Source organism: Pseudoalteromonas sp. APC 3694, from assembly GCF_030407565.1.
GTDB lineage: Bacteria > Pseudomonadota > Gammaproteobacteria > Enterobacterales > Alteromonadaceae > Pseudoalteromonas > Pseudoalteromonas tetraodonis.
Map to the genome: position 1 here is coordinate 42,663 of NZ_JASDDE010000018.1, position 26,371 is coordinate 69,033.

General features: G+C 39.7%; 30 protein-coding genes and 1 pseudogene. 14 read left to right on the forward strand and 17 right to left on the reverse strand.

The window, feature by feature from the left end; translation table 11 throughout:
* Positions 1–8 precede the first annotated feature (8 nt).
* From aceK to lepB, 4 genes and pseudogenes are all read left to right on the forward strand, one after another.
* Positions 9–1,790, forward strand: a complete 1,782-nt coding sequence (aceK, locus tag QMA00_RS08365) for a bifunctional isocitrate dehydrogenase kinase/phosphatase (RefSeq protein ID WP_290156794.1) — start codon at positions 9–11, stop codon at positions 1,788–1,790.
* A 395-nt stretch (positions 1,791–2,185) separates the two neighbouring features.
* On the forward strand, positions 2,186–3,148 hold the full coding sequence (locus QMA00_RS08370; RefSeq protein WP_028835153.1) for a zinc-binding dehydrogenase: 963 nt from the start codon (positions 2,186–2,188) through the stop codon (positions 3,146–3,148).
* An 86-nt stretch (positions 3,149–3,234) separates the two neighbouring features.
* Positions 3,235–3,489: a DUF2999 family protein gene (locus QMA00_RS08375; RefSeq protein WP_008113615.1), complete on the forward strand. Its 255-nt coding sequence runs from the start codon at positions 3,235–3,237 to the stop codon at positions 3,487–3,489.
* 430 nt (positions 3,490–3,919) lie between these two features.
* A pseudogene (lepB, locus tag QMA00_RS08380) lies at positions 3,920–4,528 on the forward strand (signal peptidase I).
* 74 nt (positions 4,529–4,602) lie between these two features.
* On the opposite strand, the gene QMA00_RS08385 reads toward lepB, so the two are convergent.
* On the reverse strand, positions 4,603–5,316 hold the full coding sequence (locus QMA00_RS08385) for a flagellar brake protein (protein ID WP_076922255.1): 714 nt from the start codon (positions 5,314–5,316) through the stop codon (positions 4,603–4,605).
* Positions 5,317–5,471: 155 nt separating this feature from the next.
* On the reverse strand, positions 5,472–5,972 hold the full coding sequence (locus tag QMA00_RS08390) for a fasciclin domain-containing protein (RefSeq protein ID WP_076922254.1): 501 nt from the start codon (positions 5,970–5,972) through the stop codon (positions 5,472–5,474).
* A 241-nt stretch (positions 5,973–6,213) separates the two neighbouring features.
* Here QMA00_RS08390 and QMA00_RS08395 point away from each other — a divergent pair, with 241 nt between their 5' ends.
* The 3 genes from QMA00_RS08395 to QMA00_RS08405 all read left to right on the forward strand — a co-directional run bounded on the left by QMA00_RS08395 (position 6,214) and on the right by QMA00_RS08405 (position 7,869).
* Positions 6,214–6,669 carry a heme-binding protein gene (locus QMA00_RS08395; RefSeq protein ID WP_254843666.1) on the forward strand — a complete coding sequence of 152 codons (456 nt, stop codon included), beginning with the start codon at positions 6,214–6,216 and terminating at the stop codon, positions 6,667–6,669.
* Positions 6,670–6,779: 110 nt separating this feature from the next.
* Positions 6,780–7,256 (forward strand): nucleoside deaminase, encoded by a 477-nt coding sequence (locus QMA00_RS08400; protein WP_076922253.1) that lies wholly within the window; start codon positions 6,780–6,782, stop codon positions 7,254–7,256.
* 91 nt (positions 7,257–7,347) lie between these two features.
* A complete protein-coding gene (locus tag QMA00_RS08405; RefSeq protein WP_076922252.1) occupies positions 7,348–7,869 on the forward strand; it encodes a DUF2937 family protein in 522 nt (173 codons plus the stop codon).
* Positions 7,870–7,883: 14 nt separating this feature from the next.
* Here the strand turns inward: QMA00_RS08405 and QMA00_RS08410 are convergent, their stop codons facing one another.
* Positions 7,884–8,426 carry a DUF3365 domain-containing protein gene (locus QMA00_RS08410; RefSeq protein ID WP_076922251.1) on the reverse strand — a complete coding sequence of 181 codons (543 nt, stop codon included), beginning with the start codon at positions 8,424–8,426 and terminating at the stop codon, positions 7,884–7,886.
* Positions 8,427–8,561: 135 nt separating this feature from the next.
* On the opposite strand from QMA00_RS08410, the gene QMA00_RS08415 reads away from it, so the two are divergent.
* Both QMA00_RS08415 and QMA00_RS08420 read left to right on the forward strand, forming a co-directional pair.
* The gene (locus QMA00_RS08415) at positions 8,562–8,735 is read left to right on the forward strand and encodes a hypothetical protein (RefSeq protein ID WP_171036814.1); all 174 of its coding nucleotides are present in this window, start codon (positions 8,562–8,564) and stop codon (positions 8,733–8,735) included.
* A 224-nt stretch (positions 8,736–8,959) separates the two neighbouring features.
* Complete coding sequence (locus QMA00_RS08420; RefSeq protein ID WP_249928671.1) at positions 8,960–9,601, forward strand: hypothetical protein; 642 nt, start codon at positions 8,960–8,962, stop codon at positions 9,599–9,601.
* A 111-nt stretch (positions 9,602–9,712) separates the two neighbouring features.
* Here the strand turns inward: QMA00_RS08420 and metG are convergent, their stop codons facing one another.
* The gene (gene metG, locus QMA00_RS08425) at positions 9,713–11,737 is read right to left on the reverse strand and encodes a methionine--tRNA ligase (RefSeq protein WP_076922303.1); all 2,025 of its coding nucleotides are present in this window, start codon (positions 11,735–11,737) and stop codon (positions 9,713–9,715) included.
* Positions 11,738–11,914: 177 nt separating this feature from the next.
* Between metG and apbC the strand changes: the two genes are divergently transcribed.
* On the forward strand, positions 11,915–12,991 hold the full coding sequence (gene apbC, locus QMA00_RS08430) for an iron-sulfur cluster carrier protein ApbC (protein ID WP_076922250.1): 1,077 nt from the start codon (positions 11,915–11,917) through the stop codon (positions 12,989–12,991).
* A 2-nt stretch (positions 12,992–12,993) separates the two neighbouring features.
* On the forward strand, positions 12,994–13,578 hold the full coding sequence (dcd, locus tag QMA00_RS08435) for a dCTP deaminase (RefSeq protein ID WP_013465052.1): 585 nt from the start codon (positions 12,994–12,996) through the stop codon (positions 13,576–13,578).
* A 17-nt stretch (positions 13,579–13,595) separates the two neighbouring features.
* On the opposite strand, the gene QMA00_RS08440 is transcribed toward dcd, so the two are convergent.
* Positions 13,596–14,381, reverse strand: a complete 786-nt coding sequence (locus QMA00_RS08440; protein ID WP_076922249.1) for a CLCA_X family protein — start codon at positions 14,379–14,381, stop codon at positions 13,596–13,598.
* A 25-nt stretch (positions 14,382–14,406) separates the two neighbouring features.
* Positions 14,407–15,000 carry a tRNA-uridine aminocarboxypropyltransferase gene (locus tag QMA00_RS08445; protein ID WP_076922248.1) on the reverse strand — a complete coding sequence of 198 codons (594 nt, stop codon included), beginning with the start codon at positions 14,998–15,000 and terminating at the stop codon, positions 14,407–14,409.
* A 132-nt stretch (positions 15,001–15,132) separates the two neighbouring features.
* Between QMA00_RS08445 and QMA00_RS08450 the strand changes: the two genes are divergently transcribed.
* Together QMA00_RS08450 and QMA00_RS08455 are read left to right on the forward strand one after the other, a co-directional pair.
* On the forward strand, positions 15,133–15,477 hold the full coding sequence (locus QMA00_RS08450) for an Hpt domain-containing protein (protein ID WP_013465049.1): 345 nt from the start codon (positions 15,133–15,135) through the stop codon (positions 15,475–15,477).
* Positions 15,478–15,605: 128 nt separating this feature from the next.
* Complete coding sequence (locus tag QMA00_RS08455) at positions 15,606–16,823, forward strand: pyridoxal phosphate-dependent aminotransferase (protein WP_076922247.1); 1,218 nt, start codon at positions 15,606–15,608, stop codon at positions 16,821–16,823.
* Between the two features lie 33 nt (positions 16,824–16,856).
* On the opposite strand, the gene QMA00_RS08460 is transcribed toward QMA00_RS08455, so the two are convergent.
* The 5 genes from QMA00_RS08460 to mnmA all read right to left on the reverse strand — a co-directional run bounded on the left by QMA00_RS08460 (position 16,857) and on the right by mnmA (position 21,652).
* Positions 16,857–17,315, reverse strand: coding sequence for a GNAT family N-acetyltransferase (locus tag QMA00_RS08460; protein ID WP_036954600.1), 459 nt, complete (start codon positions 17,313–17,315; stop codon positions 16,857–16,859).
* Between the two features lie 9 nt (positions 17,316–17,324).
* On the reverse strand, positions 17,325–18,467 hold the full coding sequence (locus QMA00_RS08465; protein WP_076922246.1) for a cupin domain-containing protein: 1,143 nt from the start codon (positions 18,465–18,467) through the stop codon (positions 17,325–17,327).
* A gap of 80 nt (positions 18,468–18,547) precedes the next feature.
* Positions 18,548–19,918 (reverse strand): adenylosuccinate lyase, encoded by a 1,371-nt coding sequence (gene purB / locus QMA00_RS08470; RefSeq protein WP_076922245.1) that lies wholly within the window; start codon positions 19,916–19,918, stop codon positions 18,548–18,550.
* A gap of 31 nt (positions 19,919–19,949) precedes the next feature.
* A complete protein-coding gene (gene hflD, locus QMA00_RS08475) occupies positions 19,950–20,552 on the reverse strand; it encodes a high frequency lysogenization protein HflD (protein WP_008113587.1) in 603 nt (200 codons plus the stop codon).
* On the reverse strand, positions 20,552–21,652 hold the full coding sequence (mnmA, locus tag QMA00_RS08480) for a tRNA 2-thiouridine(34) synthase MnmA (protein WP_036982542.1): 1,101 nt from the start codon (positions 21,650–21,652) through the stop codon (positions 20,552–20,554). The genes hflD and mnmA overlap by 1 nt, the downstream gene beginning before the upstream one ends.
* Before the next feature lie 465 nt (positions 21,653–22,117).
* Between mnmA and QMA00_RS08485 the strand changes: the two genes are divergently transcribed.
* Positions 22,118–23,392, forward strand: a complete 1,275-nt coding sequence (locus QMA00_RS08485; RefSeq protein ID WP_076922244.1) for a diguanylate cyclase — start codon at positions 22,118–22,120, stop codon at positions 23,390–23,392.
* 44 nt (positions 23,393–23,436) lie between these two features.
* On the opposite strand, the gene rluE is transcribed toward QMA00_RS08485, so the two are convergent.
* From rluE to QMA00_RS08515, 6 genes are read right to left on the reverse strand one after another with little or no spacing between them, the layout of a single operon-like run.
* The gene (rluE, locus tag QMA00_RS08490) at positions 23,437–24,126 is read right to left on the reverse strand and encodes a 23S rRNA pseudouridine(2457) synthase RluE (RefSeq protein WP_076922243.1); all 690 of its coding nucleotides are present in this window, start codon (positions 24,124–24,126) and stop codon (positions 23,437–23,439) included.
* The gene (locus QMA00_RS08495) at positions 24,126–24,455 is read right to left on the reverse strand and encodes a TusE/DsrC/DsvC family sulfur relay protein (protein WP_008112024.1); all 330 of its coding nucleotides are present in this window, start codon (positions 24,453–24,455) and stop codon (positions 24,126–24,128) included. Before QMA00_RS08495 ends, rluE begins: the two co-directional genes overlap by 1 nt.
* 3 nt (positions 24,456–24,458) lie before the next feature.
* Positions 24,459–24,725, reverse strand: a complete 267-nt coding sequence (locus QMA00_RS08500) for a DsrH/TusB family sulfur metabolism protein (protein ID WP_028835169.1) — start codon at positions 24,723–24,725, stop codon at positions 24,459–24,461.
* Positions 24,722–25,078, reverse strand: a complete 357-nt coding sequence (tusC, locus tag QMA00_RS08505; protein ID WP_008112028.1) for a sulfurtransferase complex subunit TusC — start codon at positions 25,076–25,078, stop codon at positions 24,722–24,724. Before tusC ends, QMA00_RS08500 begins: the two co-directional genes overlap by 4 nt.
* Positions 25,075–25,428 (reverse strand): sulfurtransferase complex subunit TusD, encoded by a 354-nt coding sequence (tusD, locus tag QMA00_RS08510; RefSeq protein WP_008112031.1) that lies wholly within the window; start codon positions 25,426–25,428, stop codon positions 25,075–25,077. The genes tusC and tusD overlap by 4 nt, the downstream gene beginning before the upstream one ends.
* 55 nt (positions 25,429–25,483) lie before the next feature.
* Complete coding sequence (locus QMA00_RS08515) at positions 25,484–26,149, reverse strand: Bax inhibitor-1/YccA family protein (RefSeq protein WP_008112034.1); 666 nt, start codon at positions 26,147–26,149, stop codon at positions 25,484–25,486.
* Positions 26,150–26,371 lie beyond the last annotated feature (222 nt).

Below are 26,371 nucleotides of genomic sequence, written 5' to 3' on the forward strand. Positions count from 1 at the left end.
CCTATACTATGCCTAGCACGTCGTTAACGTCTACCCACAATCCTATACAAGAACTCATAGCCACTAAGTTAGCACGCGCTGTATTTGCTGGCTTTGAAGCTATGTTTGCACAGTTCTTAAATATTACCTTAGGGGCACAAAGTCGCTTTGAACAACGCCAATATCATGAGGTGCAAGCGGCAATGCGAGCGCGCTTGCAAGTGTATGAGCGTCAAGTAAAGCAGGTGAGTGAGGCCGTTAAAGTGATTGCCTATGATGAACTAAACTGTCCACAAACATGGCAACGTGCAAAAAATATTTATGGCGAAATGGTTAAAGAGCATGAAAACCAGCCAATTGCACATACGTTTTTTAATTCTACTTTTGGCGCTATTTGGGATGATAAAAAAATTCGTACGGTGCATTTATTTGTCTTAAAAGCAAAGTACCGGGGGCAACCACGTTCTTATGAAGGGCTTGTGAGTCGTATTTCCTTAAAAGAAGGCTTTGATAGCGCAGTTAAAACTTTAGTCAATGAACAAGTGTTTAGAGTGCCATTTAAAAATTTAAACGAGGACTTAGCTAAACTACAAGCAACGTTAACCCAAGGGGCGCAGCAACAATGCAGACAAGTGTATGAGCTAATAAGTTTAAATGACGGCTATATTGAGTACGCCAATTCACACTTTTACCGCAATAAAGCGTGTTATGTAATAGGACGTTGTATTGCTAAAAATGGCGATAATATGCCCTTTGCAATAGCCATTTTAAATACCCCTGACGGGCTTACAATTGATGCTGTGATGATGGGCGCTGATCAGCTGAGCTTGTTATTTGGCTTTGCGCGCACGTACTTTATGGTATATACCGACCAACCTGCAAGGTATGTAGATTACTTAAGTGTGTTAATGCCTCACAAACAACGGTTTGAATTGTTTAATGCGATAGGTTTTATTAAACATGCGAAAACAGAATTTTATCGCTATAAGGTGGACACGACTAAAAGTAGCCCCGAGCAATATAAATATCATTTAGCGCCAGGTACACCAGGTATGGTGATGCTTGTTTTTACAATTGATGGCCTAGACTATGTGTACAAAGTAATAAAAGATAAATTTAGTGCACCAAAAACGGCGACAAAACAGCAGGTAAAAGATAAATATAACTTTGTAAAACAGGCTGATAGAGTAGGGCGATTAGTTGATACTCATGAATTTAGATACCTAGCCTTTGATTTAAGTCGTTTTAGTGATGAACTGCTTACACAAATGAAAAAACACATTGGTAATAGCTTAATTATTTCGGGTAAAGCGTTAATACTCAAACATGTCTATGTTGAGCGAAAAATGACACCGCTTAATTTATATATCGGTCAATGTACCAGTAAATCACTGCAGCAGGTGATGGTTGATTATGGTAAAGCGATTAAAGAGCTTGCCAGTGCTAATATTTTTGCCGGTGACATGCTAATGAAAAACTTTGGCGTGACACGTTGGGGGCGAGTGGTATTTTATGATTACGATGAAATTTGCCCTCTTACTGATTGTAATTTTAGAGAAGTGCCAAATACTGACAACGCGTTAGAAGAAATAAGCTCACATTCTTATTTTGATATAGACCAAAATGATATATTCCCGAGTCAATTTAAGGTGTTTTTTAGTGCCAGCAGCAGTGCCTTTAGCCATTTTAATCATTATCATAGTGATTTATTTACGGCAAAGTACTGGCAAATGACTCAGCAAGGTATTGAGCAAGGTCAGCTTCCTGATGTATATCCTTATAAACAAAGCTGGCGCTTTAATAATTTATAGTTTTGTTTATCTTTCAAGGTTAAATTTGAAGTTGTGTTTTTAGGCAAGGCTTCCCCTGCAATTGCTGATAACGCAGCATAAATGCAGAACATGTACTGCCCAACGAGTTCGGCCTAAATTGAACAAAGGTTAGTCCACAAAGGCCAATAAACTGATTAAATCAGCACTGAATTTTTGTGCTTAAGGCGCTGTTAACTCCAAAAGGAGTATTATGAGTTTAAATTAGTTGGCTTAGCTTTTTTGTCAGGCTTTGTGTTTGCCAGTGCTAAAACCCCGAGGTTACATCAATAAAATTACTAACCACTACACACTTTAAATATATTACACAGAAAATAACGAGTTAGTTGAAGCCGAAGTATGGCGAAAATCAAATAGAATAAAATACGAGGAGATTTATGCAGTACATTTCACATCAAGATCAGCAATTAACGTTTGAACAAACCGATAAGCCGCAGATTAGCAGTAATGAAGTATTGGTAAAAGTAGCAGCGATTGGCGTTAACCGCGCCGATTGTATGCAGCGCCAAGGTAAGTATCCTGCTCCTGAAGGGGATAGCCCTATTCTAGGACTCGAATGTGCAGGTACCGTGTGTGAGCTTGGCAGTGAGGTAGACCCTAAATGGCAAGATAAGCGTATTTTTACTCTATGTGCCGGTGGTGCGTACAGTGAATATGTCGCGGTAGATGCGCAGCAATTAATGGAATTGCCAGATAATATTTCTATGGCACAAGGTGCTGCTATTAGTGAAGTGTATTTAACTGCCTTTGGCGCACTCTTTGAGTTAGGAAAACTACAATCAGGGCAAACGGCGCTTATTCATGCCGGTGCCAGTGGCGTAGGCGGAGCGGCTATTCAAATGGCAAAAAGTGCCGGTGCACAGGTGGTAATAACAGCAGGGTCTGATGAAAAATGTGAACACGCTAAAAGCTTGGGTGCTGACCATGTGATTAATTATAAAACCACTGATTTTGTTGAATATATGAAGGCACATAACTTAAGTGCAAACGCCATAGTCGATCCGGTTTCTGGCCGCTATTTGAATAAAAATGCCAAAGTGGCCGCAATGGATTGTCAGATTGTGATGCTCGCATTTTTAGATAGTCGCTTTGCCGAAGTCGATTTTGCACGCTTATTACAAAAGCGCATTTCGTTTCATGCCTCCACATTACGTAATCGCAGTATCGCGTTTAAGCGCGCGTTAAGAGATGCATTTGTAGCGCGCTTTTATGATGATATTGCCAATCAAAAATATGACTTTAATATTTATAAAACCATGCCATGGCAACAAGCTAGTGAGGCACATGCCATCTTAGAGGGTAATGAAAACTCAGGTAAAGTTGTATTGTTGGTAGAGTGAAACAAGTAATGCCACAGGGATTAATATTGTTAATCCCTGTATGAGGCCATATACTTTAACAAACTATTTCGATTTTAAGGTTAATAATGAATCCAATTATTGCAATATTAAAAGAGCACAATGTCAGCGATGAAAAAGTAGCGGCATTATTTGAAGCATTTACCCAAAACCCAATGATGGCTATGGCATTAGTACAAGAGCTGGGCATACCACCTGAAAAACTTCAGCAATTGATGGCGGTAGTAATGACCCAACCTCATTTAATTAAAGAAGCAACGGATGAGTTAGGTTTAGATTTTGCAAAAGTACAAGAAGCGAAAGACAAGTTAAACCAGCAGTAAACTATCTTTAGAGACATGTTTTATGCATGTCTCTATCTCTAAACATGTTTTGTTACACACTCCTTTGAACGGCTCTGCATTTATACAGTCAAATAAATACTTAACCTATAGCAGAGACAAAACATGAAGCGACTTTATAAATTTTGGAAAAATAACCGTTCTTAAGGGCCTGTTAACCTTTCAAGGTTGAATTTGCAGTAGTCTGTTTGGTATTTAAGCAAGGCAGAGCCTATGTGGTGTGGTTATTCCCCATAAATAGGCGATAACGTAGCATCAATGCCAAACAGGTATTGCCCAAAGGGTTCTTCCAAGGGGCGATTAACTCTTTGTTACTCGGTTTTTACTTAGCCCACTAGGTTACAAACCTCGCGCCGCGATTAAATCGCCCCTTGTTTGAACAAATTCCAATCCGCAGAGGTCAACAGGCCCTATTGTTTTTATTATCTTAATGAGTGTGTTTCGTAGTGCCGTCGCCGATTGGTACGAAGTACCAACAGGTTCAATGAAACCGACTATTGAAGAAGGCGACCGAATCCTTACCGATAAAATGGCGTATGATTTACGTATACCATTTACGCATGTATCCCTGTTAAGACTGACAGAACCATAAACCGGCGATATTATTGTATTTGATTCTAAAGTGGCGGAGAACCGTTTAATAAAACGCGTTATTGGCACACCAGGTGATATAGTTTCGTTGCAAAATAACGAATTGACTATTAATGGCGAGAAAGTAAGTTATAGCACTTTAAACGAGAGTATTCGGTGGCTAGATAAAACTGAGCACTTAAAGGGGCATGCTCATACCATACGGCTTACCAAATCGGTAGCAAGCTTAGTAGAGTTTCCGGCAACACCAATAGCAGCAGATCATTATCTTGTTATGGGTGATAACCGCGATAACAGTGCGGACTCACGGGTTATTGGATTAATTCCACGTGATGAGTTGCTGGGTCGGGCAGAGCGAGTGATTGTCTCGCTTGATTATGATGATTACTACTTGCCAAGAAGTGACCGGTTTTTGAAGCGTTTAGAATAAAAAACTAACTATTACAATGGCTAAGCAAGACTGGTTAGCCATTGCTGCTTTTGCAGGTAGGATTATTTAAGGCATTAATCAATATCAATCGAGTAAGCTTCTAACAGCTTGTTAAGCTTAACTTGCTCTGAAGCATCAAATTCTATACCAACGCTAAGGCGGTTGCCTTTCATTTGGTTATTCCTAATGTAAGACGTAATAATTACAGGCTCGTTGTCTAATGGAGAAAGTATATGCACAAAAACTTGACGTTTTTTTAGTGCAACAAATCCAGAGCTTACGTGAATAGCAAAGCGACAGCCACTCGGAGAAATATCAATAATTAAACCGTGCAATAAGCTTTTACTATCAGCATCAATATCGCCTTTATGTAAACTAATTTTAGCCGGAATGTGTGTAGGCAACCTGCTAGTTTCACGTAATTGTCGGCTTTCAATTTTTTTAGGGTAAGCTAAATAAATTAATCGTTCAGGGCGAAATGAAATCGCTAATATGCTGGTTGAAAAAGCAACACATTCGCCCCGTTCGTCTTCAATGATATAACGTACAATAGCCCCATTACCTTCAACTAAAATGTCGCTGTAATCATTTTTACCTGCTTGAGCAGGGTATTTTAATATTAAATATTTACCGGTGTCGTAGCCGATTAAAGTGAGTTTAAAGCGAACCTGAATGGGATTGTTAAATTGGATATCAATTAGCTTTCCCGGGAGTAAATCGAGGAAAAACTTCTTTTGATCTTCAGTTGGTTTATCTTCAACAGTAGTATTATTTTTATTTGTTTCCACAAACACTTTCTCAATATTAACAGACGCTTAATTATCTTTTAATATAGTGTAAAAATCACTAGTATAAAAGAGGGCATTTAGTAAAAGAAAATAATACTTTGTGCTTGTAATAGTGAGCGGAGTTAGTATTTTACTCCGCTGTGGAGATTAGATTGTTACTCTTTTGGCAACAAAACAGTATCAATGACATGAATCACGCCGTTGCTGGCTTTTACATCTGCCATTACTACGCTTGCATTGTTGATCATAACAGAGCCATCATTGGTGGTTACATTCACAGACTGGCCTTGCACGGTCGTTGCACTGTCTAATTTTACAACGTCTGCAGCCATTACTTTACCTGATACCACATGGTAGGTAAGAATTGCAGTTAACTTGTCTTTATTTTCGCTCTTAAGAAGATTTTCAACGGTACCTGCTGGTAGCTTGGCAAATGCTTCATCAGTTGGCGCAAATACAGTAAAAGGGCCATCTCCTTTTAACGTATCAACGAGGCCTGCCGCTTTGACAGCTGCAACGAGTGTTGAAAACGAACCATTGGCAGCAGCTACATCAACGATATCTTTTTTCATACCATGGTGATCGGCATGAGCTGCTGTAGATAGGGTTAAACTTGCTAATACAAAAGTCAGAACAGACGCTATTTTCTTAAACATGTTACTTTCCTTTAAATTGATTAGTTGTCGGTTAAATATTACGCCGAGTTGCTAGCTTACGATCATTTTAAAAAAGGGGGGTTACATTACCTTATCCCAATAAAAGTATTTTATAAAAAGCAAATCCTGCTATTAACCCTCCTAGTGAAAGCTTTTATGAGTAAACACGGTCTGTTTATTTTCAATTTTTTATATCCAGTTCAGCGATATAACGTCATTAATTAACAATAGGAAATAAACCATGAAAAAACGGGCTATTTTTACAGCGCTCATTGCATCACTTTCTTCATTAGCGTCTGTTGCTGAACAAACTGAAATGCAGATAAATACTTATAATCAACAGCTTGAAAATGTGGCTATGGTGGCGCAACTAACGGGTGAAATGGTACAGCGTATAGTCAATGCAGCGTCTGCAGCGGCGCTCAAGGACAATTTAGCTGTATCAATAACCGTTGTGGATGCATCTGCACAAACGCTGGCGGTACTTCGCGATCATCGTGCCGGTGTTCATACTCTTCGTGCCAGTTATAAAAAAGCCTATACCGCCAATTCGCAAAAGCGAGAACCCGCAGTTATAGCAAAAGGCATAAAAGAGGGCACTATTCCAGCAGACCTTCGTTATTTAGATGAAAACATTTTAATATTGGATAGCGGGGTGCCTATTTATATTAACGATACTGTGGTGGGGGCTGTGTGAGGATGTACGTGTTGCAAAAGCAGGGATCAAAGCGTTATGGTTAGCGAAGTAGAAAAACAGATCACGTTACTAAATATCCCCAAAAGTGATAGTAAAAGAGTTTACAGATTATGAACGAGACTGATTTAGCGCACTTAAAACGCACCGTAGCACTAGCTAAAGAGGCGTTAGAAGCAGGAGATGAACCGTTTGGCTCTGTGCTTGTTGATGCTGAAGGAAATGTATGTATGGAAGATCGCAACCGTGTTGCGAGTGGCGATCATACACGTCATCCTGAGTTTGAAATTGCTCGTTGGGCAGCAAATAATATGACCCCAGAGCAACGCGCTGGGGCTACTGTGTACACCTCTGGGGAACATTGCCCTATGTGCGCCGCAGCACACGCATGGGTAGGTTTAGGTCGAATTATGTATGTCAGTTCATCTGCGCAATTAACTAGCTGGCTTAGCGAGCTCAAAATGACTAAGTCGCCCGTTAACCCGTTACCTATTGAAGCAGTTGCTCCTAATGTCGCTGTTTATGGGCCCGTACCAGCACTTGTTGAGCAGGTTCACGCCCTACATCGTCAATTCCACCAAGCAGATTAACAGCACAGCAGCGCATGGTATTTAGACTAAAGCGACTACCTGCTATAGTCAACGGTAGTCACTTTTATTAAACGCAGCACAAGGGATTATTATGATCGTTAACCTGTTCGATAAGTTAATATTTGCTTGCGCTTTTATTGTTTCATTGCAACTACCGCAGCTGAGTGATCATTACCAACAACATTTAGCGGGCTTATACCATGCAACAAAATGGCAAGTCGACGGCTATGCAAAAACGGCCAAGCAATATAACTTTTCTAGCACGCAAGCGATGATAAGCCGCCATTTAGCAAACACTGAACCGAGTGTCAGAGCCGATGCAAATCAAAAACAGCAAACATTACTGCAATTTGCCGATTTAAAAAAAGGGATGGCTATTTTTGAACAAGGTAATTTAGTTCAAAAAATGCTATATATGTTCTCCCCTGAGCGCGTTGACAGATTACAAAGTACACTTGATAACTTTAAGTTAGGTATTCCTTTAACCGCGAGTGCAGTGTTGTTTGCATTGGTATTAGCTATTCTATTAAATCAATTACTTATGCTGCCACATACTTTATATGTTAGGCGTAAAAAGCGTATTGTATCCGATGTAGTAAAATTTAATAGCTGATCGTCAATGAGTTATCATTGGTGATTTTCACTGGCCCTTTTAACAACAAATGCGCCACGAATGTCACCCAGTTTAAAATCAGTTGCCTGATCATTAGGGTATAAAGTCGCTATTTTTTTAGAAACTGTGGGGTCAATCTGACTGCCATGACACGCTAAACACGCTTTTTGAGTAGGAATCGCTTTTACAAAATACCAGCCATCCGGTCTTTGCTCTTGATATTCTATGCTTGCTACCGGCTCGCCATTGAGCTTACGTTGTTCAAAGTTTAATAAAACATTTTTGAGCCATGTATCGGGTTGATTATCTGAGTTACGAGTTTTCAAAGCACTGCGGCTAATTTGCCAAGGACTATTGCTATGTTGTGAAGCGATAGCGGGTGCAGCTGTATTACATACACTTATTGCCGCTAGTGGGCCGCTTTGTTTCATAGTACTAACCAGTATCTGTTTTAAATCACTTGAAAATGCCTTAATGGTTTGTCGTGCCTCGTCGGTATTGCTAGCAAAAGCAGCGGATGAAAGAAATAAACTGGAAAAAAGCAAAATAATGCGCATAATACACCTCTAAATATTAGAAGGCTCTAATATACAGGGTGTCAGGTGCTTTTCAAGTAAATCGTTTAGCGTTTAAGCACTTTTTTACTTAAGGCACCGCGCCTAAAATCGATAAACAGTTTCAAGAGAAAAGATATGCACAATAAGCACGATGAGAATAAAATAATAAACCAACAAAATAACCATGATGCTGGTGGACTTAATGCACAAGATCCATTAGCCGCTATTAAAGCAATTCGACTCAAACAGTTAGCGCAATGTCGGCTTAAAATACAAAAAGAAATGCAGCACATGCAAAACAAAAAATAGCCTTGGACGATAAAAACTTGCTAAGTTAACGTTATTAATTTTAAAGGTTGGATAGTGCAATTAATCCGTTATCTATAAAACATCCGCATCAAATTATTACTTTTATAGCTTGGTTGTGCGCTTTAGCTGTGATGTTAATAGGGCTACTTGCGCCTGAAAATAAACGTGTTTTAATGCTGTTGTCACTGAGTTCGCTCTGCTTACTTATGTTTAATAGTGTAACGATGTCAGCTTGGATATTTAAACGTTTTAAAGACCAACAATTACGCTTTATTGCTCTTTTAGGCAGTGGCGCTTTTATGTTGTGTATCGCGGGTGATGTGATTAATTTTAATTTACCCCAACACTATTATCGCTATAGTACCTTGATAAAACATGATTATTTAGTGGATTCAATCTTATTTTTTGCACCTGGTTACAGCCTTTTATTTATAGCCTGTGTGTTAGCTTTTAATATAAAACGTCGGGTGTCGCTTATAAAAAGTGCACTTTTTTTTGTTGTTGTGTTGGTGCTAAGTAGTGCGTCGCTCTCTTCTATGTATCTTGAGGGGGTAGGAGATACTATTTTAGCTATGACTGGGGTCTATAGTTTAGTGATAACGGCTGTTGGGCTTATGGGTCTGGTATTAGTTGTTGCCTATGGTGGGATTAACGCACCCAAACCAATAGTGTGGGTGAGCTTAGGGCTTTTCCTTGCTGCATTGGCTGATGCCATTATTGGTGCTTTTTGGATTTATGGTAATCAGGGGCAAGGTTTTTACCCTCAAGTGCGCTATATAAACTGGTTTGTGTATATTAGCTCGCAAAGCTTGGTGATTCACTTAGCAAAAGTTGTTGCAGTAATACCAAATCGCAATAATGCTTAATGATTTTCAGGGAGCAAACCAGAGAATAGCGGCGTTAAAAATTCTTATTAGAATAGCTAAATAACAGATGAAAAAAAGCCGCTAAATATTAGCGGCTTTAAGCGATAATAATTACATTACGCGCATACCCGGCTCAGAGCCGTCGTCTGGGTTAAGAATGTAAATTTCTTTACCACCAGGGCCTGCCGCAAGTACCATGCCTTCAGACATTCCAAAACGCATTTTACGTGGTTTGAGGTTAGCAACCATTACCGTTAATTTACCTTCAATGTCTTCTGGTGCGTAAGCCGATTTAATTCCAGCAAACACTTGGCGAGTTTCACCGCCTAAATCAAGGGTTAATTTAAGCAGCTTGTCAGCGCCTTCTACGTGCTCTGCTTTGGCAATTTTAGCAACACGCAGGTCTACCTTTGCAAAGTCATCAAACTCAATCTCTTCGCTAATAGGCTCTTTTGCAAGTGGGCTATTAGGATCGATTTTGTCTTTTTCAGCAACTAAGCTTTCTTTTGATTCTTCAACCATTTTATTCACTTTATCCATTTCTACACGTTGCATTAACGGCTTAAATTTATTGATAGGGTGGCTTACTAACGCTGTTTGCGCACCCTGCCAAGATAATTCATCATTTAAAAAGGCTTCAACATTACTTGCCATGTCTGGTAGCACTGGTTTTAAGTAAGTGATCAACACGCGAAATAGGTTAAGTCCTAGTGAACAAACCTGATGCGCTTCTTCTTGCTTTGACTCATCTTTAATAAGCACCCAAGGCGCGGCATTATCAATAAACTGGTTTGCTTTATCAGCAAGTGCCATGATTTCACGAATTGCGCGGCTGTATTCACGGTTTTCGTAATATTCGGTGATTGTCGCTGATGCGTTCTGGAATTCTGCAAGCAATTGAGGTTGCATAACTGTATTGCTCAGCTTACCGTCGAACTTTTTAGTAATAAAACCAGCACAACGACTGGCAATATTCACTACTTTACCCACTAAGTCTGAGTTTACACGTTGTGCAAAATCTTCAAGGTTTAAATCTAAATCGGTAATGCCACTATTAAGTTTAGCTGCGTAGTAGTAACGTAAAAATTCTGGGTCTAGGTTATCTAAATAAGTACGCGCTTTAATAAACGTGCCTTTTGATTTAGACATTTTTGCGCCATTGACCGTAACAAAACCGTGGGCGAATACATTAGTTGGCTTTCTAAATTGAGCGCCTTCTAACATAGCAGGCCAAAATAGGCTGTGGAAATAGATGATGTCTTTACCAATAAAGTGATAAAGCTCAGCGTCTGAACCCTCTTGCCAAAATGCATCAAAGTCGATGCCCTGTTTATCACATAAGTTTTTAAAGCTCGCCATATAACCAATAGGCGCATCTAGCCATACGTAAAAGTATTTACCCGGTGCGTTTGGAATTTCAAAACCAAAATAAGGTGCATCACGGCTAATGTCCCATTGTTGGAGACCATCGGCAAACCACTCATCTAACTTGTTGGCCATTTCTTGTTGAATTGTGCCTGAGTGTAGCCACTCTTTAAGCATGTCTTCAAAGGCGGGTAAGTCAAAAAAGTAATGCTCAGAATCTTTTAAGATAGGCTCAGCACCCGACATAACAGAGCGTGGGTTGATTAGCTCGGTTGGGCTGTAGGTTGCGCCACAGGCATCACAGCTATCCCCGTTCTGATCTTCTGATTTACATGTAGGACACGTGCCAGTAACAAAGCGATCTGGCAGAAAAATGCCTTTTTCTGGATCGAATAACTGTGAAATAGTGTGCTTTTTAATATGACCTGCATCGTTAAGGCGGTTATAAATAAGCTCACTAAATTCTTTATTCTCTTGGCTATGGGTACTGTGGTAATTATCAAAGTTGATATTAAAATCAGCAAAGTCGCGTTGGCGCTCGATACTAACGTTTTTTACCATTTCCTCAGGCGTGATCCCTTGCTTTTGCGCATTAAGCATAATAGGTGTGCCATGAGCATCATCGGCGCACACATAGTACGCTTCGTGGCCTTGTAGTTTTTGAAAACGCGACCAAATATCAGTTTGAATATACTCTAATAAATGCCCTAAATGTGTAGGACCATTGGCATAAGGTAATGCGCTAGTAATCAGGATCTTTCGCTGTGCCATAATCATTCCGAATTAAGCGTTCCTAGTCAGGAACAGATGAAAATTATTACATTATCGATAAGCAAAGTGATAACAGAGCACACTGCTTATCGATATTTACTAATTGACTGGTGTTAATGCCCTGAATGTTACATAATTCCGTGGCACTTTTCATCAAAGAAACGCTATTTTATTGCTATGTTTGGACTGTCGAAACTATTCTCTGCAAAATCGGTGCAAAAACAACCGATTATTTCTGCTCTAGCGGCCTATCGCAGTGCCGCTTTCGCTGTGGGTATTGAGCAAGATTTCATTGCTGATATCACTCAAAACACCGATAAATCAATTACGGTTAAACTCATTCTCCCTTTTGCGGCGCAATCTGAAATGCCGCACGTGGCTCAATTTTTGACAGAGCGTTTAAAGGTTGATGTGAGCGTAACAGCCAGTGTTCATCTTAAAGAGGCTGCAAAATTTAAAGCCATTAAACATATTGTGTTAGTTGCCTCAGGCAAAGGTGGGGTGGGTAAATCTACTACGGCCGTTAATCTGGCGGGCTCGCTTAAAAATGAAGGCGCAAAAGTAGGGATACTGGATGCCGACATTTATGGTCCGTCAATTCCTATGTTGTTAGGATTAGTTGGCAGTGAGCCGGTCACAAAAGACAATAAACAATTACAACCGTTTGATGCCAATGGGATTAAAGCGCAATCTATCGGTTTTTTAGTCCCCAGCGATGATGCCACCGTATGGCGCGGCCCAATGGCCTCAGGCGCGCTTAGTCAGCTTTTAAATGAAACCGATTGGGGTGAACTTGATTATTTAATTGTAGATATGCCGCCAGGTACCGGTGATATTCAATTAACCATGAGCCAAAAAGTGCCAGCCAGTGGCACCGTGATTGTCACGACGCCACAAGACTTAGCGCTTGCTGATGCGCAAAAGGGTATTGCTATGTTTAATAAAGTAAATGTGCCAGTGCTCGGTTTGATTGAAAATATGAGCCATTACATTTGTGGGCATTGCGGCGAGGCCAACCATGTATTTGGTAAAGACGGTGCACAAAAATTAGCCCTTAAGCATGGTGTGCCTGTGCTTTCGCATATTCCGCTTGCGATTGATATCAGAGAATCCTCTGAGCAAGGTAAGTTGATTGCCGATGATACAGATGCGGCTATTAGCAAAACTTACAGCGCGGCCGCACGATTGATTGCCAGCACGCTTTACTATCAACAACATCACAACGCGATTGACGTTGTGATTACGGAAGATTAAAAATGAGACTTTCAGATACACATATTAAAGAATACTTAAACGATGGGCGCATTGTTATCGAGCCCGCGCCAACGAGTGAAATGATTTCAGGGGTTACCGCTGATCTTCGTTTAGGTAATAAGTTTAGAACATTTCATGCCCATAATGCCGCTTATGTTGATTTAAGTGGTCCAAAAGATCAGCTTAATAAAGCGTTAGAATCAATCATGAGCGACGAAATTGTATTAGCTGAAGGCGAAGCGTTTTTTCTACATCCTGGCGAGCTTGCGTTGGCAATAACCTATGAAAAAGTAACCCTACCTGCAGACATTGTTGGTTGGTTAGACGGGCGTTCATCGCTGGCACGTTTGGGTTTAATGGTGCATGTTACAGCACACAGAATCGATCCTGGTTGGAGTGGTAATATTGTTTTAGAGTTTTATAACTCTGGTAAGCTGCCGCTTGCGCTCAGACCTATGATGAAAATTGGCGCAATGAGTTTTGAAACACTTACCGGTCCGTGTGAAAGCCCTTATAACACCCGCATTGATGCAAAATATAAAGATCAGAATAGTGCGGTAGCAAGCCGTATCAGTGACGATAAATAACTAAGCTAAACAATAGCTTATTTTTCTAGTTGATGAAGCGCATAACCTAATAGTTGAAAATAATGGTTAAGCGCTTCATTGGCGTGTAACGTGTGCTTTAGCTCAGGATAAATTAAGTTATTATTACTCAAACCGCCGACTAAGAAACTGTTTTTGATTGTTTGATGCTCGTTGATACAGGCTTCAAAACACCGAGCAGCAAGCTCCTCTGGCATACTCATATACTGCTGATTATGCGCTTTATCAAACGCAATGCATTTATTTACAAATTCATTGGCATGTTCACCGCTTTGCTCTAAAAACACCTGTTTATAAAATTCATTAAGTGCATCATTAAGTGGATGGCTTAAGTCGGGAGAGTGTGATAACCATAACTTAGAAGCGAAACCAAAGCGGGTTTTTGATTTAAACAAATGCTCACTAATATGATGATCAAAAGCATGAAACCATTCATGGGCTAAAGCGCCACCGCCTGCATTTTTAGCCAGTGCTAAGGTTTGGTCATACGCATTATAATGTGCTTGCACGCCTTTTTGTCCACCGTGACCAAAAGCGAAATTAAGTTTGCCACGCAGGCCAATGGCAGTGGGTGGTAAATGCAAAATCTGCGCTAAATCAGCCAGCGCATCATAAATTAAGTTGGCACTAATAAAGCGCTCTTCTTTAGTAACCCATTTACCAACCACCATAGAACGAAAACCAAAAGTGGTTCTTATATCATTAAAATCGACTTGATCGTCAAAACGATAGTCGGGGCCTTGGCGAGAAAATCCGCGTTTTAATCGAGATGTGGTATTACGCATCGGTTATTTTATTTCAGCTCATACATTACAAGTAACGTGCTTTTACGTGAGCGGGCATGTGTTGGGTTTGTTTTTTTATTAATTCCTCTAATAAACCATACAAGGGCGCAGGGTTTAGTGCTTCTATGAGCCATAAACTATGTGCTACTGCTTCTAGTGTCGATAAACTATCTGCTCTAGGGGCTTTACGAATAGCATAACGGTTGGTGGGAATATTGCTAAAGCTTACCGTTTTAAACTGTTGTAATAACGGGGTTAATTGCAAAATTTTAAAGGCTTTATTCCATGTACCATCAATCACAATTAAATGCGTAATCTCTTGAAGGTTTTCTTTACTATTCGGTCGGTCTAATTTTACGGCGCTCTCGCTTGGGTAGAGTAATACGCTCGATTCAATAGGCAGGTTCTGTAAACAGGCGAAGTCTTGATTATTTTCGCCTCTAATAATTTTACAGTGGGTTAAACCCAAAGCTAATAGCTGCGCCGTATTTTTGCTAACTTTTGCTTCATTGGGGTGCTGCAAAATAATAACCTGAGTTTGGTTAGTAACACGGGTAATTGCGCTGCAAATACAAGTGCTTAGCGAAAAGTTACACTGTTTACAATGAGGACGTGCCATTGAATACACTATTTCGTTGGTACATTTGCCGTAATTATACATTTTTGCACTAATAAAGTTGGTTTTTTTTGTGCTTAGATATAGAGTAAGAGATAAGAAGAAAATCGATGGACCGTATTGAAGGGCATGAATATGACAGAGATCAATATTGACGAATCCGCTTTAGAAAGTATGGAATCGCTATTAGGTGAACAATTTCCAGATACGCTGGAATTTTGTTGTGCGGAATTTGAGCGATTGGGTAACGAAGCAATTGCTGCGCTTGGGCAAGATAAAGAGGCTGCTATTCGCCACTCTCATAGCCTTAAATCAAACGCCGCTCAATTTGGTGCGGCAAGTTTAGCCGAAGTTGCTCGTTTAATTGAATATAATTTAAATAACGGGAATGACGAGCAGGCTGTTAATGCAGCCGATGGATTAATGGCGCAAGTTACAGGTTCACAAGCAAAACTAAATGCATGGTTAGCTGGGCGCTAAACGCGTTTCAATAGTAATAAAAAAGAGTGTTAACGTGAATTTTTTTCAGTTTTAAGCGCTTAATTTTCCTAGTAATTCACGGCTTTACTGCGTTAGTATAATGGCTAACTTGCTCTTTAGAGGTAACAATGTCAGAAATAAAAAAGAGTCATAAATTAGACGGCGTCTGTTATGACATCCGAGGTCCCGTTTTAGTGCAAGCTAAAAAAATGGAGGATGAGGGCCAAAAGGTATTAAAGCTTAATATAGGTAACCCCGCCGCATTTGGCTTTGATATGCCAGAAGATATGCATCGCGATATCATCCGTAATTTATATTCAGCTCAAGGATACTGTGACTCTAAAGGTCTTTATTCTGCGCGTGTTGCTATTTATCAGCACTACCAACAGCGTGGCTTACACAATTTAGACGTTGATAATATTTACATTGGCAACGGTGTGAGTGAGCTTATCCAAATGGTTACTCAAGCACTGTTGAATAATGATGATGAAGTGTTAATTCCCGCTCCAGATTATCCGCTTTGGACAGCCTCGGTAAAATTAGCAGGTGGTAATCCGGTTCACTACTTGTGTGATGAAGAGCAAGATTGGTTTCCTGACATTGATGATATTAAGAGTAAAATCACCTCTAAAACCAAAGCATTGGTGCTAATTAATCCTAACAACCCAACCGGGGCTGTGTACAGTGACGCTTTACTTGAAGAATTGATCAATATTGCTCGAGAGCACAAGCTTTTGCTGTTAAGCGATGAAATATACGAGAAAATTCTATACGACGGCGTTACCCATACTTCTATTGGTTCATTATGCGATGATCTCCCTATCATCACCTTTAATGGCTTAGCTAAAACATACCGTGCTGCTGGGCTGAGAATGGGCTGGATGGTGTTAAGTGGTCGCACCGCATTAATGACAGATTTAATTAAAGGCTTAGATATTCTTGCCTCAATGCGTCTTTGTGCCAATGTGCCCGCACAATATGCAATTCAGCAAGCATTGGGTGGCGTTCAGTCAATTGATAGCTTAATTGACCCCGGTGGGCGTTTATATGTGCAACGTGATATTGCTTGGCGCGGCTTAAATGCGATTGATGGAATTAGTTGTAAAAAGCCTAAAGGGGCGCTTTATGCTTTCCCTAAAGTGGATACCGCTAAATTCAATATTAAAAGCGATGAGCAAATGATGTTTGATTTGTTAAAGGCAGAAAAAATATTGTTAGTACATGGGCGCGCCTTTAACTGGCCAGAGCCTGATCATTTTAGATTGGTGTTTTTACCTAATAAAGATGATTTATCGAGTGCAATGGCGAAAATGCAGCGTTTTTTCAAAGATTACCGACAAGAATAAAGAAAAAAACGAGCCAAGTGGCTCGTTTTTTCGTTAATGCACTAAAGTAAATGGCCGTGTTTCAAAGCATGCAATAGGGCACTGCATACGTTGCCTTGGGATACCTGCTTCCATAAAGACGTGGCCTTGCACAGTAAACCCATTATTTTTGAATCGTTCTACTTCGTTTAAAATACAATTAATACTGATTGCTTCAATACCTTGCTCCGCTGCTAATTTAACAATGAAATTAAGCAGTGACTTATAAACATGGCGGTTGCGATGCTGCGGCAATACGGCGATTCTTCCAATTAAACCATCATTACATAATCGACCTGTGGCAACAGGTGAGTGCATATTATCGGTGACCAGAATATGTTGAGCGAGTGCATCTAAGTTATCAAACTCAATACGTTTAGGAATATGTAACTCATATACAAACACTCGCTCCCTTATATGTTGCAGTTGACTTTTTTCACTTTGCCAATCAACTTTGTCAACGGTATAAACCATGACCTCCTCCTAGCTAAACCAAATACCCTCATTAACCAGTGTAGTAAAAGTTTCGATAAAATCTAGGCTAGGTGTGGCTGCATTAAGCACGCTGCTATCAAATTCAATAAAATCAGTAAGCTGTTTTACCGCTTCTAAATCAGATAAGGGTAAAGCGTAGTTTTCGCCATTGATACTTAGAAGTAACTCTGTATCCATACATTGATAAATAGCACGTGTGCCCCCTAAACGCTCAAATGTTACTTGGTTCTCAAGCAGTTGTTGTATTTGTTCGACACTAAATGGGTCTTCTTCAGGAGCTAAGTCCATATCATGCTTAGGTTGGCTAAGGGTATTACCTAACCAGTGTTTAAATAAACTCTCGTCTTCTAGCAATGCTTGCATTAACGTTTTTACTTTATCGACTTCGCTTTGGGTTAGCTCACCTTTAGAATCACGCAGGGCGAGGGTATGGTCGGTATACCTTTTTTGGCCGCTTTCTGTGTCGATAATATGATCAGCAAAACTTGAAAGTAAATCTTGTTGATTAGGTGCTCTAAAACCGACTGAATAGTTAAGTGCATTCTCAACCGCATAGCCTTCATGAGGACAACCGGGTGGTATATACAAAATATCACCGGGCTCCAAAATACAATCAATTACTGCACTGAAAGCTTCAACTTGCAGTAATGTTTTATTTTGAGCAAACTGTTTTAGTGTTGGGTCGGGTAATCCTACCCGCCAATGGCGCTTACCTTCACCTTGAATAATAAATACATCGTATTGGTCTAGGTGTGGGCCAACACCGCCACCTGGGGTTGAGTAGCTGATCATCAAATCATCTATTCGCCAATTAGGTATAAAGCGAAAAGGTTCAAGTAACTGAGCAGCCTCTGGATGCCAATGATCCACTGCTTGCACGAGTAGTGTCGAGTGCTGATCAGTGAGTATTTCAAAATCGTCAAATGGTCCCTGATGCGATTGCCATTGTTGATTGTGGTTAGTAATAATGCGCGATTCTATGCTGTCTTCCATAGCAAGGCCTGCGAGTTCATTCGCATCAAGTGGGTCTTGAAAATCTTTAAAACCAGCTTTGATCAACAGTGGTTTTTTTTGCCAATATTGACTTAAAAACGCTTGCTCTGATAATTCATTTATTTTTAATTGATACATAGAATGCCTATAACGTTAAGACCTAAATGAAAAAAGCGAAAGGCAGGTACCTTTCGCTTTTTATTAGTAGATTTGAGTGATTAAACTAAATCATCAATAAACTTAACAGCGCGACCAATGTAGTTAGCCGGCGTTAGTTTTTTCATTTCAATTTTTGCAGCGTCTGGTAAATCTAAACCATCGATGAAATCAGCCATAATTTCTTGATTTACACGTTTACCACGGGTTAAATCTTTTAGCTTTTCATATGGTTTTTCAATACCGTATTTACGCATAACGGTTTGAATTGGCTCAGCGAGCAGCTCCCAGTTTTGGTCAAGCTCATCTGCTAAACGTTGCTCGTTTACTTCAAGTTTGCTTACACCTTTAAGGGTTGATTGGTATGCAATTACCGCATAACCCATACCTACACCTAAGTTACGTAATACGGTTGAGTCAGTTAAATCACGTTGCCAGCGAGACACAGGTAGTTTTTGTGCTAAATGACCAAAGATAGCATTGGCTAAGCCTAAATTACCTTCTGAGTTTTCAAAATCAATCGGGTTCACTTTGTGTGGCATAGTTGATGAGCCAATTTCACCGGCAATGGTTTTTTGCTTAAAGTGATTAAGTGCAATGTAGCCCCACATGTCGCGGTCAAAATCGAGCAAAATGGTATTAAAGCGTGCAATTGCATCAAAAAGCTCTGCTATGTAATCATGCGGTTCAATTTGCGTGGTAAACGGGTTGAGTGTTAAACCTAGGCTAGTTACAAACTTATCAGCGTGGGTATGCCAATCGTAGTCAGGGTACGCACTTAGGTGTGCATTGTAGTTACCCACAGCACCGTTTACTTTACCTAGCATTTCTACTTGTGCAATTTGGTCACGTTGACGCTTTAAACGCATGTAAACATTTGCAAACTCTTTACCCATAGTCGAAGGCGTTGCAGGCTGTCCATGTGTACGAGTCATCATTGGAATGGCTTTGTACTCAATTGCTTTTTCTTTAATGGCGCTTAATAACTCATCACAATAAGGTAAAACGACGTGGTTACGCGCTTCAGTTAACATTAAACCATGAGATAGGTTATTAATATCTTCAGAAGTACAGGCAAAGTGAATAAATTCGTTAATTGCGTGTAGCTCAGCATTATCAGCTACTTTTTCTTTTAGTAAATACTCTACGGCTTTAACATCATGGTTTGTCGTGCGTTCGATGTCTTTAACCCGCTGAGCATCAGCTTCACAGAAGTTATCTACAATTGCATTCAACAGCGCATTTGCTTCGTCGCTAAAAGCGGGGACTTCTTTAATCTCGCTTGCTGCAGCTAACGCTTGCAACCAACGCACTTCAACGGTTACGCGGTATTTGATTAATCCAAATTCGCTAAAAATACTGCGTAGTTCAGTGGTTTTGCTGCCGTAGCGACCATCAACCGGAGAGATAGCCGTTAACGCTGAAAGCTCCATAATAACTCCTAAATTTTAGTTTGAACGATAATTAAATTTTTGTTTTAGCTATGGCGAGAATTTTTCTTTTCGCAAAAAAGAAATGACGACGTTTGCCGCCCATTTGTCGCCATAATACTGCACTGCGAATTCCGGCTAAAAGTAATGCGCGGATTTTATTTTGCGTGAGCTGCTGTTTTAATAACTCGGGTTTACCATAAACCTGAATTCGGTGCCCAAGGGGGCTTAGCACCGACGAGTATATATCTGCTAAACCGGCAACAACACTGTCATCGGTAATAGCAAAATGATCCAAACGACGATGAATATCATCAATACGTTTACCTAATTCATTGAGGCTTTTACTGTTAGCACTAAGCGCACGCTCTAACTGCATTAAACCACCTACATATTTGACTATTTCTACATCTTTTTGAGCACCGGCACTCAGTTGTGCCATCAATGTTTTATAGCCATCACGTAAGTTATGTTCACCTTGATAAACATCTTCTGGGGAAGCTGGCGAGGTTTGCACAATACTTGATAATAAAATCGATAAATCTTGTTCATCAGCGCGACCATATTGGGCAACCTTCTGAACTTGCTTAGCCACTTGACACATGGCTGCAAGCGCCATGACTTGATGTTGATTCATTATTTGATCACCGAGTCAATAATACCACCACCTAAACACACTTCATTAGCGTAAAATACGGCAGATTGTCCTGGGGTTACCGCTTTTTGTGGCTCATCAAATAATACGCGTGCCATACCATCTTCACCGACTAACAAGGTACAGCTTAGGTCTTCTTGACGGTAGCGTGTTTTTACGGTGCAACGAGTAGTTCCTTGAGGACCAACACGATCTACCCAGTGTAATTGGTTGGCATTTAGGCCATTACTGTAAAGGCGAGGGTGATTTTTACCTTGGCCCACAATCAATACATTGCGTTCAACATCTTTGTCTACAACATACCAAGGTTCGCCTGAGCCCTCTTTCATACCACCAATTAACAAGCCTTTGCGCTGACCTAAGGTGTGGTACATCAAGCCTTCATGTTCACCAACGTTGTTACCATCTGTGTCTTCAATAACACCAGGTTGAGCAGGTAAGAATTTTTGTAAGAAATCTTTAAATTTACGCTCGCCAATAAAACAAATGCCGGTGCTGTCTTTTTTATCATGGGTAATTAAATCTTGCTCTTCAGCAATACGGCGCACTTCTGGCTTGGCAATATCTCCCACAGGGAACAGCGTTTGCGCGATGTGTTCATGACTCAATGTGTACAAAAAGTAGCTTTGATCTTTATTATCATCTAGGCCACGGCACATAACATATTTATCATCTCTGAGCTCACGACGTACGTAGTGGCCCGTTGCTATATAGTCAGCACCAAGTGCTTGAGCCGCAAATTCTAAAAAGGCTTTAAATTTAATTTCTTTGTTACACATGATGTCTGGGTTAGGTGTGCGACCAGCTTTGTACTCAGCTAAAAAGTATTCGAATACGTTGTCCCAGTATTCTGCTGCAAAGTTAACGGTATGAAGTTCAATACCTAATTTGTCACAGACAGCTTGGGCATCTTTTAAATCTTCAGCGGCAGCGCAATATTCATCATTGTCATCTTCTTCCCAATTCTTCATAAACAAGCCTTCTACTTGGTAGCCTTGTTGTTTTAATAAATATGCAGATACAGAAGAATCAACACCGCCGGACATACCAACGATGACTTTAATGTGACTATTTTCGCTCATGAATAATTTCGCTTATACAGATTACTGTTAACTTGGAAAGGCCGCGATTATAGCATGTATTTTGTAAGTGCTTAAAGAGAGGAAGGGCTATTGAATAGATTTTGTTGCTTTTTTTTATGTTGGTTAGGGATGATTTACTCTTTGTTAGTCGATTTTTACTTAGTCGATTTGATTACACATTTTGCGGTGCTATTATAGCCCCTTTGTTTGAACACATTTTAATTTGCAAAGAACAACAGGTCCAAATGTCAGGCCATTAAATTACAAACACTCATTTAAGTTATAAATGATGAGTAAATGTTGTTTATTTAAGGTGTTAGTACTATTTAAAGAATATCAAAGAATATATTTATTATTGTTATTAACAAACCTTTACAACCAAATGATTATGCAATACCTTTAAGTGAGTTTAAATTGAATAAACACGCAAATAAGTATTTATAATATAGTCAATGGAATGAATATATGAATTATGCTTCTCAAGCACAAAAGGTAAAATCTTACGTTGTTGAGTTATCAACAAAGGTACAACGCGATGATTGCTTAGTAGCAGAACAATTACCACATAACGTTAAAGAATCAGCCTACCAACTGTTTTATCAAACCATTAGGGTTCCTCGTCCTTACCGCTTTGAAGAACCCAACCCTATTTCAGCGCTATTTAGACTCATTGAACATTCTTTAGACTTTATTAATCCTTTTCAACAAGTTATTTTAAAGCAGCTAGAAAAGTGGTGGTTAGAATGGCATTTTGTTGCCACTATGAATGCTTCTCTTGAAATGAAACACGTTGAACAGCAGCGTTTTGTTAGTAGTGCAACTGAACATCCAATGCGAAAACATGAGCTGAGCCATTATGCAAAATTATTTACTATTTTGCCTTTGCCCGTGTGTAATGTTTGTATGGTAACCGGCGATATTTTAAAGCTTAATCAACGGTTTGTAGATGTATTTGGCTATACAATCGATGATATCCCTAATTTAAAACAGTGGTGGAAGGTCGCGTATCCTGAGCCTAGTTATAGAGAGTCTGCTCAAACGATGTGGGGTGAGTCTTTAGCGCAGGCAAATAAAAATAATGACGATATTCCTGCTAATGACTATCAAATTGTATGTAAAGATGGTTCGAAAGTGATAATGCAAGTGTCAGGTATTAGTGTAGAAAGTGAATTTATTGCTGTATTTAACGATGCGACGGAGCGTTTGAAAACCCAAGAGATACTCAGCGATATGGCCTTTTTAGACTCATTGACTAAAATTGCCAACAGACGCCGTTTTGACGAAAAATTACATGCTGAATTTAAAAAACTGATAAAAGTAAATACTCAACTTTCTATGATCATTATTGATATAGATAATTTCAAAAAATTTAATGATAGGTATGGTCATATTGCAGGGGATAAGTGTTTACATAGCGTAGCGCAAAAGCTAGCAGAAACAGTCAGTCGTCCTGAGGACTTTGTAGCGCGCTATGGCGGAGAAGAGTTTGTTGTTTTACTCCCTCAAACAGATGATCAAGGTGCGCTCTTTATTGCCGAACAAATACAAAAATCTATTGAAGATTTAGCGATAGCTCATGAAGATAGTTTTACTGGCTTTCTCTCTGTGAGTATGGGCGTTCATACGGTAAAACATGGCGAAAAAACTAACCATGTCGATTTCTTTAAAGCAACGGATAGTGCGCTGTATTATGCAAAAAAGCAGGGCAGAAATTGTATTGCCTTAGGAAGGCATGAATAACCCAGCATGTTTAACCTTTGCTTTTAATACCAGATAAGCAAAGGTTAACGTAAAGTATTACTGTTGGTTAGTGGTCCACTGATTTTATATTGACCTGTTTCAATTCCATCGAGTGTGTATTTACCAATACTATAGCGAATTAACCGTAACGTTGGGTGGCCAATGTGTGCGGTCATTCGTCGAACTTGACGGTTTTTCCCCTCGTTTATAGTGATACTCAACCAAGATGTTGGAATTGATTTACGTTCTCTCACTGGGGGATTGCGTGGCCAAAGCGCTGGTTCATCGATTAATTTTACCTGTGCAGGTAAGGTTAATCCATCTTTGAGTTCGACCCCTTGACTGAGCGCATCAATAGATGCTTCTGTAGGCACCCCCTCAACTTGTACCCAGTACGTTTTGTTGGTTTTTTTACCAGGAGCGGTTAAGGTATTTTGTAATTTCCCGCAATTGGTCAATAATAACAAGCCTTCACTGTCTCTGTCTAAGCGACCCGCAGCATAAACATCTTTAATAGGAATAAAATTAGCCAGTGTTTGTCTATTTTGCTCGTCTGTGAATTGGCAAAGGACATCATAAGGTTTGTTAAATAAAATAACTTTTTTATCGCTTTGGGCTATCTGTGGCTTAATTGCTCTTTTTATCGGGCTCTTTTTTACAGCACTGCGCGAATATGTACGACCTGTATTGCGTTTACTTGTTGATGATGACGTGTTTTTAGCTTTTTGTTTCATTAAATACACCGTGCAGGTTTAGGTAAGCCCGCAATTTTAGTGGCTTGTTTGGCCGGTCCCTTCGGAAAAAGCTTATACAGGTACATGCTATTACCTTTATCCTCACCGAGCGCTTTAGCCATCGCTTTGACTAACATTCTAATGGCTGGACTGGTGTTGTATTCTAGATAAAATGCGCGCACAAAGTTAACAACTTCCCAATGCTGCTCGGTTAATATAATGCTTTCATGTTGTGCAATAACATCGGCTAACTCTTTTGACCAATCAGTATGATCTAGCAGGTAACCTTGCTTATCTGTGTCTATTGTTTGATTATTAAATTCCAGCATAAATCACCAAGTAATTGATTGTTTAGATGATAAACTTAGGGTAACGAACTCATCATAGCTAATCGCTTTATCATTCAAATTTAAAGAGATACCACGCGCCGCTGCATCGTCCTTTAAAATATAAAGCGAATCGGCAAATTGTCTGTATTGCCCTTTAGCAAAACAGGCATCACCCACTAATAAAACCGAGTCTGTTAGCATAATCAGATTATCGAGACTGTTTGCACTGTAGTAATTCAGTGGTTTTGAAAATATATGTAAAGTGCTCATAGCGTTACCACGTGCTGCTGATTTTGAATTAACTGTTTTTGGGCATTAAAGTTAACGGTTTTTACTTCAATAAGTAGCTCATTTTTACTTAAACCGTAGTCAATGAGTGACTTCTCACACACGTAGATATTATCAACATCATATATTTCTAGGGTTTTAATATTTTTAAAAAAATCTTTAAGCCCCAAACTATTCGGGCTTTGATTTTTTTTAAGAGCTAGCACCGCAGGACCGCTAAACAACCAACTTATATTTTGATCAACTGCGGCAAAAATAAGCGTCATATCGAGTGCATCGCGAATATGCATGTCATCAAATGGGCTTGATTGACTAATAACGAGTACATTAATCATTTAAATTGTATCCATTTATCTGCTTCACTGGCTAACATAGCAAATTCAGCGAGGCCAGCTACAGCGAATACACCAGTATTTTGCATATCTAAGCCACGCTTTTCAGCTGCCGTAACGCACAGCATTAAATTAATATTTTTGTCGGCTAGCTGTTGCCAAAGCGAGGATAAATTGAGCTCATCAGAGGCAAGCTCAAAATGAGTAGAAGCATGATAGATACCATCTTGGTATAAAAATATTGCATCAATACTATGCCCTTGTGCTAAACAAGCGTGAGCAAATTTAACAATACGCTGTGTGGTATCGTGATCCGATGGTGGAGTATGTAAAGAAAGTACAAAGCGTGCCAAAACTATTCCAATAAAAAAGCCCCAATAAAGGGGCTATTTTAACAGAACTATTTAATTAGTCATTATTTGCGCCAAGTAACGCAAGTAAAGACGTAAATAAGTTATAAACGCTCAGGTATAAAGAAACCGTTGCGCGGATATAATTCGTTTCGCCGCCATTAATGATTCTGCTCGTATCGAACAAAATTAGGCCAGACATGATTAGTACCACGGCTGCGTTTAGTACCATAAACATTAAAGAGCTACCTAGGAAAATATTTACAATACTTGCCACGATAACCACAATTAAGCCCACAGTTAAAAAACCACCCATGAACGAGAAATCTTTTTTAGTGTTAAGTGCATAAGCAGATAAACCAAAGAAGATTAACGCCGTAGAACCTAGCGCTTGCATAATTAGCATAGGGCCATTAGGTAATTGTGCATAGTGATTAAGGAGTGGGCCTAAACCAGCTCCCATTAATCCTGTAAACGCAAACACCCAAAATACACCAGATGCTGTGTCGGCTTTTTTGTTTACAACAAAAAGAAGGCCAAACGAAACCAGAGTGAACACTAGTCCCATGAAATAAGGTAATTGCAGTGCCATTGAAATGCCGGCGGTGACGGCACTAAATGCAAGTGTCATTGCAAGTAGAAAATAAGTGTTTTTAAGCACTTTGTTTGTTTCAATGGTCGACATTACCGGCTTTGCAGTATTGTACGATTGATTAAATGCCATTGTAGAGCTCCTGTAAGTGAAACTAAGTAGTTCCTGTAATTTAACTAAAATTAGATTACCAACTCTTATATGTTTGGGCAAACCTTTGTAGATCAATAGACAACTAAATAGACAACTAAATTTAAATAAAAGTTCACTCGGCGTATAGGAATCGCCCTTTTTGCCACGGCTAGCGCATTTTAATCCCAGATTCTAACAGGGTTGAGCGATAATCATCGTCTA

What these genes read in the sequence shown, in the direction of transcription:
- aceK (WP_290156794.1), top strand. Translation starts at nt 9, where the DNA reads ATGCCTAGCACGTCGTTAACGTCTACCCACAATCCTATACAAGAACTC.
- QMA00_RS08370 (WP_028835153.1), top strand. Translation starts at nt 2,186, where the DNA reads ATGCAGTACATTTCACATCAAGATCAGCAATTAACGTTTGAACAAACC.
- QMA00_RS08375 (WP_008113615.1), top strand. Translation starts at nt 3,235, where the DNA reads ATGAATCCAATTATTGCAATATTAAAAGAGCACAATGTCAGCGATGAA.
- QMA00_RS08390 (WP_076922254.1), bottom strand. Translation starts at nt 5,972, where the DNA reads ATGTTTAAGAAAATAGCGTCTGTTCTGACTTTTGTATTAGCAAGTTTA.
- QMA00_RS08395 (WP_254843666.1), top strand. Translation starts at nt 6,214, where the DNA reads ATGAAAAAACGGGCTATTTTTACAGCGCTCATTGCATCACTTTCTTCA.
- QMA00_RS08400 (WP_076922253.1), top strand. Translation starts at nt 6,780, where the DNA reads ATGAACGAGACTGATTTAGCGCACTTAAAACGCACCGTAGCACTAGCT.
- QMA00_RS08405 (WP_076922252.1), top strand. Translation starts at nt 7,348, where the DNA reads ATGATCGTTAACCTGTTCGATAAGTTAATATTTGCTTGCGCTTTTATT.
- QMA00_RS08410 (WP_076922251.1), bottom strand. Translation starts at nt 8,426, where the DNA reads ATGCGCATTATTTTGCTTTTTTCCAGTTTATTTCTTTCATCCGCTGCT.
- QMA00_RS08415 (WP_171036814.1), top strand. Translation starts at nt 8,562, where the DNA reads ATGCACAATAAGCACGATGAGAATAAAATAATAAACCAACAAAATAAC.
- QMA00_RS08420 (WP_249928671.1), top strand. Translation starts at nt 8,960, where the DNA reads ATGTCAGCTTGGATATTTAAACGTTTTAAAGACCAACAATTACGCTTT.
- metG (WP_076922303.1), bottom strand. Translation starts at nt 11,737, where the DNA reads ATGGCACAGCGAAAGATCCTGATTACTAGCGCATTACCTTATGCCAAT.
- apbC (WP_076922250.1), top strand. Translation starts at nt 11,915, where the DNA reads ATGTTTGGACTGTCGAAACTATTCTCTGCAAAATCGGTGCAAAAACAA.
- dcd (WP_013465052.1), top strand. Translation starts at nt 12,994, where the DNA reads ATGAGACTTTCAGATACACATATTAAAGAATACTTAAACGATGGGCGC.
- QMA00_RS08440 (WP_076922249.1), bottom strand. Translation starts at nt 14,381, where the DNA reads ATGCGTAATACCACATCTCGATTAAAACGCGGATTTTCTCGCCAAGGC.
- QMA00_RS08445 (WP_076922248.1), bottom strand. Translation starts at nt 15,000, where the DNA reads ATGGCACGTCCTCATTGTAAACAGTGTAACTTTTCGCTAAGCACTTGT.
- QMA00_RS08450 (WP_013465049.1), top strand. Translation starts at nt 15,133, where the DNA reads ATGACAGAGATCAATATTGACGAATCCGCTTTAGAAAGTATGGAATCG.
- QMA00_RS08455 (WP_076922247.1), top strand. Translation starts at nt 15,606, where the DNA reads ATGTCAGAAATAAAAAAGAGTCATAAATTAGACGGCGTCTGTTATGAC.
- QMA00_RS08460 (WP_036954600.1), bottom strand. Translation starts at nt 17,315, where the DNA reads ATGGTTTATACCGTTGACAAAGTTGATTGGCAAAGTGAAAAAAGTCAA.
- QMA00_RS08465 (WP_076922246.1), bottom strand. Translation starts at nt 18,467, where the DNA reads ATGTATCAATTAAAAATAAATGAATTATCAGAGCAAGCGTTTTTAAGT.
- purB (WP_076922245.1), bottom strand. Translation starts at nt 19,918, where the DNA reads ATGGAGCTTTCAGCGTTAACGGCTATCTCTCCGGTTGATGGTCGCTAC.
- hflD (WP_008113587.1), bottom strand. Translation starts at nt 20,552, where the DNA reads ATGAATCAACATCAAGTCATGGCGCTTGCAGCCATGTGTCAAGTGGCT.
- mnmA (WP_036982542.1), bottom strand. Translation starts at nt 21,652, where the DNA reads ATGAGCGAAAATAGTCACATTAAAGTCATCGTTGGTATGTCCGGCGGT.
- QMA00_RS08485 (WP_076922244.1), top strand. Translation starts at nt 22,118, where the DNA reads ATGAATTATGCTTCTCAAGCACAAAAGGTAAAATCTTACGTTGTTGAG.
- rluE (WP_076922243.1), bottom strand. Translation starts at nt 24,126, where the DNA reads ATGAAACAAAAAGCTAAAAACACGTCATCATCAACAAGTAAACGCAAT.
- QMA00_RS08495 (WP_008112024.1), bottom strand. Translation starts at nt 24,455, where the DNA reads ATGCTGGAATTTAATAATCAAACAATAGACACAGATAAGCAAGGTTAC.
- QMA00_RS08500 (WP_028835169.1), bottom strand. Translation starts at nt 24,725, where the DNA reads ATGAGCACTTTACATATATTTTCAAAACCACTGAATTACTACAGTGCA.
- tusC (WP_008112028.1), bottom strand. Translation starts at nt 25,078, where the DNA reads ATGATTAATGTACTCGTTATTAGTCAATCAAGCCCATTTGATGACATG.
- QMA00_RS08515 (WP_008112034.1), bottom strand. Translation starts at nt 26,149, where the DNA reads ATGGCATTTAATCAATCGTACAATACTGCAAAGCCGGTAATGTCGACC.